We start from the raw sequence: 13225 nt of genomic DNA on the forward strand, positions 1-13225 counted from the left end.
ATAAATACAATACTATATATATGGCATACAATTTAGACATGACAAGAATACCGGAACACGTAGCCATCATTATGGACGGAAACGGCAGATGGGCTACAGAACGTGGAAAGGTACGTAGCTACGGGCATCAGGCTGGTGTGGATGCAGTAAGGCGAATAACGTCGGAATGCACACGCATCGGTGTAAAATATCTTACCCTCTACACATTCTCGACAGAAAACTGGAACAGGCCGGCTGACGAGATTGCTGCACTCATGGGACTCATTATCTCTGCCCTGGAAGACGAACTGTTTATGAAAAACGACGTGAAGTTCCGTGTCATCGGCGACTTCGACCGACTGCCGAAGAACGTACAGGACAAACTTAACGGCCTGATGGAACTCACTGCCAACAACAAGACAATGACCATGATCGTGGCGCTAAGCTACTCTTCACGTTGGGAAATAACAAAAACAGTGAAAGACATTGCAAGGGAAGTGGCAGAAGGAAAGATAAAAATTGAAGATATATGTGAATCAACCATATCAGAACATCTCACAACAAACTTCATGCCCGACCCAGACCTGCTTATCAGAACTGGCGGTGAGATTAGGATAAGCAACTACCTGCTGTGGCAGATCGCATACAGCGAACTGTACTTCTGCGACACTTACTGGCCAGACTTCAGTGAGGAAGACCTCCATAAGGCCATTGCTACATACCAAAAAAAGCAAAGACGCTTCGGATTGACAGAAGAACAAGTCGAAAACAAAGAAAACGAAAAAAAGGAAGAATGAACACTTCTAATTTAAAGAAATACATAATCAAAAAGTTTGCGGCTATCGCACTCGTGACTTTCTTCTGCTGTCTGCAGGCAGAAGCACAGGATGTTATAGTCAATCCGGAAATATCATATGCCGGAACACCAAGAACTTGTACCATCGGCGGAATAGCCGTAAAAGGTGTCGAGGGATACGAGGACTATGTGCTTACAGGTCTATCGGGACTCTCCGTCGGCCAGGAAATCAGTGTGCCTGGACAAGAAATCACCGAAGCGGTGAAAAGATACTGGCGACATGGCTTGTTCTCAAAGGTAAGCATTTCGGCCGACTCTCTCGTCGGATCAAAAATTTACCTTTGTTTTAACCTTGCACTACTTCCAAGAGTAAGCAACATCAACTACCACGGAATCAAAAAGTCGGAAAGAGAGGACATGGAAGCTAAACTCGGTATCATGAAAGGTTCACAGATTACACCAAACATGATTGACCGTGCCAAAATCCTCGCAAAGAAATATTTCGACGACAAAGGTTACAAAAACGCCGAAATAAACATCATGCAGAGAGATGACGTGGCAGAGAAAAACAAGGTCATTCTCGATATCTATATCGACAAAAAAGACAAGATGAAGGTGCGATACATCTTCATTGATGGTAACGACAACCTCAAACTCTCAAAAATCAAGGGTGGACTGTTCAAAAAAGGTGTCTTCTCGAAAACACACGAGGCTGGTACGCTCGGTTCGTTCCTGAAATCGAAGAAATTCACACCTGAAAGATACGAAAAAGACAAGCAGAACCTCATCGACAAGTATAACGAACTGGGATACCGCGACATGACAATCGTCCGCGACAGTGTAATAAACCACGACGAGAACCATGTCAACATCTATCTCAAGATTGAGGAGGGACAAAAATACTATCTTCGTAACATTACATGGGTAGGCAACACCATCATCAATTCCGACGCTCTCAACATGATGCTCGGAATGAAGACAGGAGACGTATACAACCAAAAGGAAATGCGCAAAAGACTGTCGGAAGACGAAGATGCCGTGGGCAACTACTATTGGAACAACGGATACCTCTTCTACTCTCTCGTTCCTACGGAAGTGAACATCGTAGGCGACTCTGTAGACGTGGAAATGCGTATCAGCGAAGGACAACAGGCTCACGTAAGCCATGTAAGAATCTATGGTAACGACCGACTCTATGAAGACGTTGTAAGACGAGAACTGAAAGTAAAGCCTGGCGACCTCTTCTCTAAGGACGCTCTCATGCGTACAGCAAGAGAAATTGCCTCTATGGGATTCTTCGACCCGGAAAAAGTCAATCCTGACATACAACCAAACTATGAAGACGGAACAGTGGACATCAACTGGCCACTCGAACAGAAATCAAACGACCAGGTGGAATTCTCACTCGGTTGGGGACAGACTGGTGTAATCGGTCGAATATCACTGAAGCTCAACAACTTCTCAATGCGCAACCTCTTCGGCAAGAACAAAATGCACCGTGGCATCATGCCTATTGGCGACGGAGAACAACTCGCACTCTCGGCACAGACCAACGGATCATACTACCAGTCATACTCCATAAACTATTCTGCACCATGGTTCGGAGGCAAGCGTCCAAACGCATTCAACATCGGAGCTTACTACTCAAAACAGACCGACGTAAACAGCAATTACTATAACAGCTCATGGATGAACTCCATGTACAGCTATTACGGAGGATATGGCTCGTATAACAACTATTATAACAACTACGAGAGTTACTTGGACGACGACAAATACGTACAGCTCTTCGGATTCTCAGTAGGATGGGGCAAACGCCTTCGCTGGCCCGACGACTACTTCCAGCTGTCAATGTCGCTCAGCTACCAAAGATACATGCTCCGCGACTGGCAGTACTTCATCATCAGCAATGGTAACTGTAACAACGTCAACCTCGGCATTACACTTGCAAGAACAAGTACCGACAACCAGCTCTTCCCTCGTTGCGGTTCGGAATTCATGGCTTCTGTCACACTTACTCCACCATGGTCGAAGTTTGACAACAAAGACTACGCAACCCTTGCCACCGACCGCAATTCCGCCACATTCGAACAAGAGCAGCAGGAAAAATACCGCTGGATAGAATACCACAAGTGGAAGTTCAAGTCAAAGACATATACAGCACTCACTAGCGGACAAAAGTGTCTCGTGCTGATGACACGATGCGAATTCGGTATCCTCGGATCATACAACAAGAACAAGAAGTCACCGTTTGAAACCTTCTATGTGGGTGGTGACGGTATGAGTGGATATTCTACAGGATACGCACAGGAAACCATCGCACTCCGTGGTTACGAAAACGGATCACTCACACCATATTCTTCACTGGGATATGCCTACGACCGATTCACACTCGAGCTGCGCTACCCATTTATGCTCGGCAACACAACCATCTATGGTCTTGGATTCCTCGAAGGTGGTAACGCATGGTACGACACTAACAAGTTCAATCCATTCGACATGAAACGTTCTGCTGGTGTCGGTGTTCGTATTTTCCTGCCTATGGTCGGTCTTATGGGTATCGACTGGGCTTATGGATTCGACAAAGCACTGTCTACAGGAACAAAGGGTGGAAGTCAGTTCCACTTCATACTCGGACAGGAGTTCTAATCAGTTTAGCTGAAATTAAAAATTAAAAATTAAAGAATTAAGAGATTTATGAAGAAGATATTTTTAATGATTGTTGTGGCAATGACAACCATGGCAGCTAACGCACAGAAGTTTGCACTCCTCGATATGGAGTACATACTTAAGAATATTCCAGCTTACGAGCGGGCTAACGAGCAACTGAACCAGGTGTCGAAAAAATGGCAGGCAGAAGTGGAAGCCATTAACACCGAAGCGCAAACAATGTATAAGAACTATCAAAACGAGTCGGCATTCTTGTCAAAAGAACAGAAAAAGGCAAAACAGGACGCCATTATGAAGAAAGAGCAGGAGGCCAGCGAACTCAAACGTAAGTATTTTGGACCCGAAGGTGAATTGTATAAAAAACGCGCAAGTCTTATGGGACCTATACAAGACGAAATATACAACGTCGTAAAAGATATTGCCGACATGCGTGGATATCAACTCGTCATCGACAGGGCAAGCGACAGCGGAATAATATTCGGAAGTCCAAAAATAGACATCTCCGACGAGGTCCTGTCCAAACTCGGATATAAGTAACACCAGATTATAAACAATAATTAATTATTATACAAAGATGAAAAAAGTACTTTTTATGATCCTGATGCTGGCACCTATTGCTGCCATGGCACAGAAATTCGGACACGTTAACTCGCAGGAAGTAATCCAGGCTATGCCTGAATACACCAAGGCGAAAACAGAAATCGACGCTCTCCAGCAGCAATATGAGGCTGACCTGAAGGGTATGCAGGAGGAATTCACAAAGAAAGTGAAAGACTACGAGGCTAACGCCAACACACTGCCAGACAACATCAAACAACGCCGCGAAACTGAACTGCAGGAAATGCAGCAGAAGATTCAGCAAAGCTATCAGGACAACCAGCAGGCTCTCGCTCGTGCATCACAGGAGAAAATGCAAGCCATCACCACCAAGGTGGTTGATGCCATCAAGGCTATCGGACAAGCTGGCGGATATGTATATATCATGGACATGACCGGTGGCATTCCTTACATCAGCACCACACTCAGCACTGATGTGACTGCTCAGGTAAAAGCAAAGTTGGGCATCAAATAATTGCTAATGAAACTGATTCTTATTTCAATACTTATTGCCTTGTCGACTACTTCGACAAAGGCACAGGATGTTGAAACTGCATATCCAGTGGCTGCCGCACAACAAGCGGCAGCCACGGTAGGATATTTCAGCTATGGCGAAATCTTCATGTCTATGCCAGAATACAACATTGCACAAAAGCAGATTGAAGAACTTAAGGCAAAATACGAAGAAGAAGCAATAAGGGTGAAAAACGATTTCAACAAAAAATATGAGGAGTTTCTTGAAGGACAAAAAGACTTCCCTCTGACCATTCTTAAAAAGCGTCAAACTGAACTTCAGGAACTGATGAACAAAAACATTGCGTTCAAAGAAGAAAGCAGAAGATTGATGGCACAGGCTGAAAAAGAAATATACGCTCCTCTACACAAACGTATACAAGAACTTCTGAATCAAACCGGTTCAGAATTGAATCTTACCCTTATCGTAAATACCGACTCTGATGCATGCCCATATATCAACCCTGCGCGCAGCATCAACCTTACAGGCTTACTGAAGGAAAAACTTCAATAAAAAAACATCCTTAATGTCTCCTATCGGCATCTTTGACTCAGGCTATGGTGGACTGACCATTCTTCATGGCGTACGCCATCTGTTACCCGAATACGACTACCTGTATCTCGGAGACAACGCCCGTGCGCCTTATGGTCCGCGCTCTTTCGATGTCGTATATGAGTTTACAAGACAGGCTGTCATAAAACTCTTTGATATGGGATGCCAGCTCGTTATTCTCGGATGCAACACAGCCTCGGCAAAGGCCTTACGAACCATACAACAAGTTGACCTTCCCAAAATCGACCCGGAAAGACGTGTGCTCGGCATCATCAGACCTACGGCAGAAGTCATAGGACAGCTTACCAAAAGCCGTCACGTGGGAGTTCTTGCCACTGAAGGCACAATAAAAAGTGAAAGTTATAACCTCGAAATACAAAAGCTCTACCCAGATATTGTTGTTTCTGGAGTGGCTTGTCCTTTCTGGGTGCCATTAGTCGAATACAACGAGGCAGACAGCCCCGGAGCAGACTATTTTGTGAAGAAACGCATTGACCAACTAATGAGGCTCGACCCAAACATCGACGCAATAATACTTGGATGCACTCACTATCCGCTGCTAATGCCGAAGATAGTAAAATATGTAGAGCCTGGGATACGCATCATTCCACAAGGGGAATATGTGGCTGAAAGCCTAAAAAACTATTTTCTGCGACATCCGGAAATGGAGCAAAAATGCTCTAAGGGAGGTAATGTTGAATATCTTACAACTGAAAATCCTGACAAGTTCCGCGAGTCTGCTCAGATTTTCCTACATGAACATGTTGATGTAAAAAACATCACGCTAGCATAAACAAAATAACCTAATATTCATAAATGAATGAAAATACATTGCCTACTAACATCCTTTATGATGATGTTGTGCTTTAATACGACCTATGCACAACAGACTATAGACTTATCAGGCAAATGGAATTTCACAATAGAAAAAGAAACCTCATCTGACGACTTCGTCATGTTACCTGGCTCGATGCAAACCAATGGTAAAGGAAAAGAGGTGACTGCAAATACTATATGGACAGGCTCAACTTACGACTCTTCCTATTATTTCAATCCCTTCATGGCAAAATACCGCATGGAAGGTAACGTGAAATATCCCTTTTTCCTCACACCCAACAAACATTATGTAGGAGCGGCTTGCTATAAGCGCACAGTGAATATTCCCAAGACATGGAAAAAGAAGCGTGTGTGGCTTTTCTTGGAGCGACCGCATATCGAGACCATTGTAAGTGTAAACGGACGGGAAGTTGGCCACCAAATGTCATTGTCAACTCCTCATGAATATGATATCACAGATTTTATTAGAACAGGTACCGACAACGTGATTGCCATCCAAGTGTATAATGGTATTGAAAACGTGGGAGTGGGACAGGACTCACATAGCGTGACAGACCAGACTCAGGGCAACTGGAACGGCATCACAGGACGAATAGAACTGCGCACTTCTCCTCAGCCACGAATCCGAATACAACCAGACATTGCCTCTCGTGAAGTTGTTGTCAAGATTGACGAAGAGTGCTATAAATTTGCACTTGGCGACTCTATGCGATTATGGAGCGAGTTTGACCCTTATCTCTATACTCGAAAGGTAAATCATAAAGGCCGTGAGATAAATGTCACATTCGGTATAAGAGACATAAAAACAAAAGGGCGACAATTCTATCTCAATGGCATGCCGATATGGCTAAGAGGAACTGTTGAGAGTTGTTGTTTTCCTATGACTGGGTTTCCTCCTACAGATGAGGAATCGTGGATTAGCATCTTCAGAAAATGTAAGGAATATGGCTTGAATCATGTGCGTTTCCATAGTTATTGTCCACCGGAGGCTGCTTTTGCTGCAGCTGACAAGGTCGGAATATATCTACAACCAGAGGGACCTTCATGGCCTAATCATGGAGTAAAGCTAAGAAGAGGACAAGTGATAGACAAATATCTTCTTGAAGAATCTAAACGTATAATCGACACCTACGGACATCATCCTTCGTTCGTAATGATGGCTGCTGGAAATGAGCCGGCTGGCGACTGGGTGAACTACTGCAACGACTGGGTTAAGGAAATGCACGAATACGACCCAACGAAGGTATATTGCGGAGCATCAGTTGGTGGCGGATGGGCTTGGGATAATGGTTCTGAGTTTCACGTAAAAGGAGGAGCAAGAGGTCTCGAATGGAAAAACAGCGCTCCGCAGTCCAATGATGACTTCAGCAAAATGATGGACTTTCCAAGAAACTACCCATTCGCAGAAGCAAATAATTCACCCATCATCGCCCACGAACTAGGACAATGGTGTGCATTTCCCGACTTTAGCGAAATACCACAATATACTGGTGTGTACAAGGCAAAGAATTTCGAGATTTTCAAAGACATGCTCGCTGATAATGGTATGGCTTCACAGGCTGGAAAATTCTTATCTGCAAGCGGACAACTGCAGACGCTCTGCTATAAATATGACATTGAACGCAACTTACGCACCAACGACTATGCTGGTTTTCAGCTGTTAGGACTTAACGACTATAGCGGCCAAGGCACAGCTCTTGTTGGTATACTAAACGTCAATTGGCGCGAGAAAGGATATGTCACAGCTACCGAATGGAAAGAGTTTTGCTCACCATTAGTGCCATTGGCAAAGTTTCCGAAGTTCGTGTTCGGGGCTAACGAGACGCTTACCATTCCAGTGGATGTTTATAACGCTCTTAGCGATACAACAGCCAAGATAACATATTGCATCACTAACAACACCGACAATACAATGCTAGCAAAAGGCACTTTGGCCACTCTTCAACTGCCATTGGGCAAACATTCTGGTGTGGGAAGCGTAATACAAGACTTGTCTGCTATCACCGCTCCATCGAAAATGACTCTTTCAATCACAATTAACGGACAATGGCATAATCACTGGGACTTCTGGATATATCCCGAAATTGCAGAAAAGGAACAAATAGCAAACGCTGTTCACATCACCGACACACTCGACTCCCAAGCCCTCAAGGTGCTTGAAAACGGCGGGAAAGTACTGGTCACAGCTGCTGGTAAAGTGACTTTGGGCAACGACATCAAGCAACACTACCTACCAGTATTCTGGAACACTTCGTGGTTTAAGATGCGTCCGCCTCACACTACTGGAGCCTACATAGAAACGAGCCATCCGCTATTCAAACACGATTTCCCAACCGACTCGTGGAGCAACCTCAACTGGTGGGAGTTATTAAACAAAGCTCAGGTGATGAACCTCATGGAACTACCATCCGAATATCAGTCGCCAGTACAACCAATCGACACATGGCACGTAAACCGCAAATTGGGCATGATAATAGAAGCAAAAGTGCTGAACGGCACATTGCTGATGACTACCATGGACATCAGCAGCAACCTTTCCAGCCGCCTTGTAGCACGACAAATGCGCCATGCCATCCTTAAATACATGCAGAGCGAAGATTTCGCCCCATCGCTCCGTGTTAGTCCGGAAACGATCAACAATTTCTTCACAAAGACCGCTCCTAAGGTAGATATGTTCACCAACGACTCGCCAGACGAGCTGAAGCCAGCGTTGAATGAAAATAAAATATTAGTTCCTGAGGTAAAATGGGACAGCAAGAGTTTGATAATTGACGGACAGCGAGTAGTGCCTGTCATGGGAGAAGTTCATTTCTCGCGCATCCCTGCAAGCGAATGGAAGGACGAGGTGAGGAAGATGAAGGAGGGAGGAGTGACTATCGTTGCCACTTATGTATTCTGGAACCACATAGAAGAACAGGAGGGTATATTCAACTGGAGCGGACAGCGCGACTTGCGTCGGTTTATTGAGATATGTAAGGAGGAACAACTGCCTGTAATATTGCGTATCGGACCTTTCTGCCACGGTGAGGTGCGCAACGGAGGCATTCCAGACTGGGTCTTTACCAAGGGATGCAAGACACGATCGCAGGATCCTAAGTTCCTGTCTTTTGTAGATAAGCTCTACCGACAGATATTCTCACAGATACAGGGACTGCAATGGAAGGATGGCGGACCGCTGATGGCGTGTCAGTTCGACAACGAGTATCGTGGCTCCGGCGACTATCTGATGGCTCTGAAACGCATAGCCAAGGGTATCGGCTTCGACCTGCCGTTCTATACACGCACAGGTTGGCCTGAACTATCTAAACCTGTACCCTTCGGCGAGATGATTCCACTATATGGCGACTATGCAGACGGATTTTGGGAACGGTCGATTGAGGAGACGGCCGGCAACTACTTCAAGGCTTTCAACTTCAAGGCGTTCCGTTCCTCCACTGCCATTGCCACCGAACAACTTGGCAAGCAAAAGGAGCGACTCAACGAGGGTGACGAGCAGTATCCGTATTTCACCTGCGAACTTGGTGGAGGCATGATGCAAGCATACCACCGCCGTCCATATATTTATCCTGAAGATGCCTATTCGATGGCATTGGTGAAACTTGGCAGCGGCTCCAATCTCCTCGGATACTACATGTATCACGGTGGAACAAACCCCGAAGGACAGACATGGCTCAACGAGATGCAACGAACTATTGCCACAAACTACAACGACATGCCAGTGAAGAACTACGACTTCCAGGCACCACTCGGCGAATTCGGACAGACCTTGCCCCACTACTACATGTTGCGCAAACTACACCTCTTCATGCAAGACTATGGCGAGCTGCTTGCGCCAATGGAAACCACATTCCCTTGCCGACAGGACATCAGGAAAGGCGACGACACATTCCTCCGCTGGTCATACCGCTCTCAGGGACATAGCGCATTCATTTTCATCAACAACTACGAACGCCTGCAGAACCTCTCCACCAAAAAAGGCGTAAGGCTCGAAGCCTGCGGAATAAAACTGCCCAAGCTCACCATTCCAGCCGGCACAATGTGCATACTGCCCATAAACATCGACGGCATAAAGTACGCCACAGCCCAGCTCATAGCAAAGCGCGACGGAAAGATATACATGGAACAAATCAGCGGAATTCCAACAACCATCGCCATGCAAAACGGAAAGATTATGAAAAATCTCAAACCTCAAGGCACTTCCAAACCAGTCTACGAAAACATCTATCTGCTGACAAGCGAGGAAGCCGAACGACTATTCCTCCCGAAACAGACAGAAAAGAACTCACAAATTGCAGTAGAATACACAAAAATAAAAGAAGCAAGCCCATTACGCAAGATTACCATCGGAGCAAAAGGAGTGGCAGAAGAGCCTAGCGACGAGGACTTTGACAATGCCGCCATATAAAAAACCCCCTTGCCATAAGAAGCAATGGAACACCCCAACCAACAGCTCAGCATTGAATACCAAGGTGACTGCGCCCGCCTCTATGCCAACGGAAAACTCATAGCCGACCAGTTCCAGTACGGTCGCCCATTCCTCTATGGTCTATGGCGACTGCCCGAAGGCACCACAGAGCTTGAGCTCCGCATCCTGCCCATGCAGGCCGATGCCCCCATCTATCTGCCAAGAGAGGCGGACAAAACTCCGGGAGAGAAAGTAAAGAGAGTATGTATTGAAAAATATATTTAAAATAGATTTTTCGCTCTTTTCTTTGTCATAAAAAAAATATTCACTACCTTTGCCGCGACAAATTAGAACAGGACATCTGTACAAATCACTTATGACAAAAAGAATATTCTTAATATTTTCACTCTTTTCCCTTGCGTTTTCCGTAATGGCCAAAACGCAATGGGAAACTGCTATTGCAGAATATAACGAACATTCTCTGCCATTAGTCAATGTCGAGACAAATACAAGCGTTCTGAGCAAAGAAAAATACACTCCTGGACACATTATCATCTGCGACCACGAAATGCGCACAGAAGGCAAGCTATTCGCTTCCTTCAACTGCAAGATAAGGTATCGTGGAGCTTCATCACTAAAATACGAGAAAAAATCGTTTGCCATAAAGCTGCTCGACAGTGATGGCGAAGACCTCGACACCAACATCCTTGGCATCAGGGAAGAGAACGACTGGATACTTGACGCTATGGCCATCGACCGCATAAGAATGCGCAACCGCGTCTGTTTCGACATATGGAACGAGATAAGCCGAACGCCCTACCCTACCGACTTCGACAACCGCAATGGCACTCTCGGCTATTTTGTGGAGGTTTACCTCAACGGCGAATACCACGGACTGTATTGCATGACCGACAAGATAGACCGGAAGCTGCTCGGACTGAAGAAAGCCAAGGAACTGAGCGACGGCAGTCCTTATGTCAGAGGCGTGTTGTATAAAGGCGAAGCCTGGACCGACGCGACAAGCATGAGAGGTTATGACACTTCAGAATCTTTCGACGAGGAAACATGGAACGGCTGGGAACTTCAATATCCCGACGACTATCCATGCTTCGACGCCTGGAAGCCTCTTATGAGTCTCATCGATTTCTGCAACACCCGCAATGCATTCTTCAAGTTGCATTACCGCCAACATTTTTATTACGACAACCTCGTGGATTATGCCGTATTCATTATGGCTCATAATATTATCGACAACAATGTGAAAAACACCCACTTTAGCTGTCCAGACATCAATGTCAGCGAGACATTCCTCATCACTCCCTGGGACCTTGACTGCTCTCTTGGCGGCCTGTATGAGGGAAGTCATTATGAAGAATATACTAAGGTTTCTGACTTAACGTCCAACTATATGTTCTATCAACTGTATATGTATAACGTTGACAATTTCCGTGGAAGCATGAAGGAACGTTGGCAAGAGTTGTCGTCAGGCATCATGTCTCCCAATAGTTTCAACTCCCGTCTTGACGCTTATGCCGAGAGATTCAAGGAGTCTGGCGCATGGCAGCGTGAGTATGACAAGTGGAACAACAATCCAGTCCCCCTCGACCTCGACGAGGAGTTGGAATATGTGAAGCAATGGTATGTTGACAATATTTCAGCACTGAATAAGATATTGGGTGTCGTTTCGTACGTACCTTCCATGATTTTGCAAAAAGAAAATGGAGACGGGAAAATATACAGCCTTGACGGAAAGAGAACTGTATCTATCCCTGGTGGCAAAAGAGTATACATAGAAAATGGCAGAAAAGTAATCCGATGATAATATGATACACACATTACAGTCACTAAGATTCATTTTCATCATGCTTGTGGTGTTGTCACACTATATAGGTTCAAGTTTTGACTTTGGAGGAGAATGTGGTGTCTCGTTCTTCTTCATGTTAAGTGGATTCGTGCTTTCATTGGCATACAGCGAAAGAATATCAAAAGGATTATTCAGCACAAAGCCATTCTGTGTGAAACAATGGATAAAGATATATCCATTGCATATTATTACGTTCATCATAATGTTTGCACTTGACTTAAGACTTGAGAAATATTGTGAACCTGAAGCAGCAATAGCAAACTTACTTTTGCTGCAAAGTTGGGTTCCTGCCGACAGATTCTACTTCGTGGCCAACAGTCCGTCATGGTTTCTTTGTGACATCATGTTTTTCTACGTGGTGTTTTCCTCGTTAAACAAACTCATTTTACGTGTCGACAACATAAGACTATACTCAATAAGCCTCTTCGTGTTTTTGTTGTATATATGCCTAATGGTTGTATTACCCTCCAGTCTGGTGAATCCCGTACTGTATGCCAATCCGTTAACGAGACTATTGGATTTCATTATTGGTATTATATTATTCAAACTATACATCTCAGATAAAGGCATCGCACTGAAGGATAAGCTTGTCAAAAAGTCTTCTTTTGTAGTGTCGTCAATGGAATTTTCTTTGATATTGCTCATAGTAGTCACAGCCATAGTATATCCTCACCTTCAACCGAGAGTAAGGACAGTATCCATCTTTTGGCTATCCATCCCCTTGACCATATTCTTCTTTGCATTGTCAGACCAAAGCAAAGGCGTTGTTTCCAGGTTTTTGCAAGGAAAAACAATGCTATGGTTGGGAAACATATCATTTTGCTTGTATATCATACATGCACCAGTGCTAAGGATATTCAACAGTATATCGGTTCAAGTTGGTATATCTGACTTGACAACAATTCATTTTATACTGTTTACCACCATACTAATACTGTTCTCTCATCTTACAAATAAATTCAACATGGCGTTTTTGTCGAAGATAAGGAACACAAATTTCTTTAAATAGAA

Annotated in this window: 9 protein-coding genes and 2 pseudogenes; all 11 read left to right on the forward strand. The window is 44.7% G+C overall.

The genetic code is table 11. From position 1 onward, the window contains the following. Window positions 1-20 precede the first annotated feature (20 nt). On the forward strand, window positions 21-776 hold the full coding sequence (locus CIK98_RS12665) for an isoprenyl transferase (protein ID WP_094384768.1): 756 nt from the start codon (window positions 21-23) through the stop codon (window positions 774-776). Continuing rightward, a complete protein-coding gene (locus CIK98_RS12670) occupies window positions 773-3424 on the forward strand; it encodes an outer membrane protein assembly factor (RefSeq protein ID WP_094384770.1) in 2652 nt (883 codons plus the stop codon). The genes CIK98_RS12665 and CIK98_RS12670 overlap by 4 nt, the downstream gene beginning before the upstream one ends. Window positions 3425-3472: 48 nt before the next feature. After that, window positions 3473-3982, forward strand: coding sequence for an OmpH family outer membrane protein (locus CIK98_RS12675; protein ID WP_094384772.1), 510 nt, complete (start codon window positions 3473-3475; stop codon window positions 3980-3982). Between the two features lie 37 nt (window positions 3983-4019). After that, window positions 4020-4517 (forward strand): OmpH family outer membrane protein, encoded by a 498-nt coding sequence (locus CIK98_RS12680; protein ID WP_094384774.1) that lies wholly within the window; start codon window positions 4020-4022, stop codon window positions 4515-4517. Between the two features lie 6 nt (window positions 4518-4523). Beyond that, complete coding sequence (locus CIK98_RS12685; protein WP_094384776.1) at window positions 4524-5069, forward strand: OmpH family outer membrane protein; 546 nt, start codon at window positions 4524-4526, stop codon at window positions 5067-5069. A gap of 13 nt (window positions 5070-5082) precedes the next feature. Beyond that, window positions 5083-5901, forward strand: a complete 819-nt coding sequence (gene murI / locus CIK98_RS12690) for a glutamate racemase (RefSeq protein ID WP_094384778.1) — start codon at window positions 5083-5085, stop codon at window positions 5899-5901. Window positions 5902-5928: 27 nt separating this feature from the next. After that, window positions 5929-8661, forward strand: a pseudogene (locus tag CIK98_RS12695) (sugar-binding domain-containing protein); the annotation flags it as partial. Between the two features lie 54 nt (window positions 8662-8715). Continuing rightward, window positions 8716-10350, forward strand: a pseudogene (locus CIK98_RS12700) (beta-galactosidase); the annotation flags it as partial. 24 nt (window positions 10351-10374) lie between these two features. Next, window positions 10375-10635, forward strand: coding sequence for a hypothetical protein (locus tag CIK98_RS18750; RefSeq protein WP_253249728.1), 261 nt, complete (start codon window positions 10375-10377; stop codon window positions 10633-10635). Between the two features lie 145 nt (window positions 10636-10780). Beyond that, a complete protein-coding gene (locus CIK98_RS12705; RefSeq protein ID WP_172409943.1) occupies window positions 10781-12169 on the forward strand; it encodes a CotH kinase family protein in 1389 nt (462 codons plus the stop codon). A gap of 4 nt (window positions 12170-12173) precedes the next feature. Beyond that, a complete protein-coding gene (locus tag CIK98_RS12710; protein WP_094384782.1) occupies window positions 12174-13223 on the forward strand; it encodes an acyltransferase in 1050 nt (349 codons plus the stop codon). Window positions 13224-13225: the final 2 nt, after the last annotated feature.

This window comes from Prevotella sp. P2-180, assembly GCF_002251435.1.
In the GTDB taxonomy this organism is placed as follows: domain Bacteria; phylum Bacteroidota; class Bacteroidia; order Bacteroidales; family Bacteroidaceae; genus Prevotella.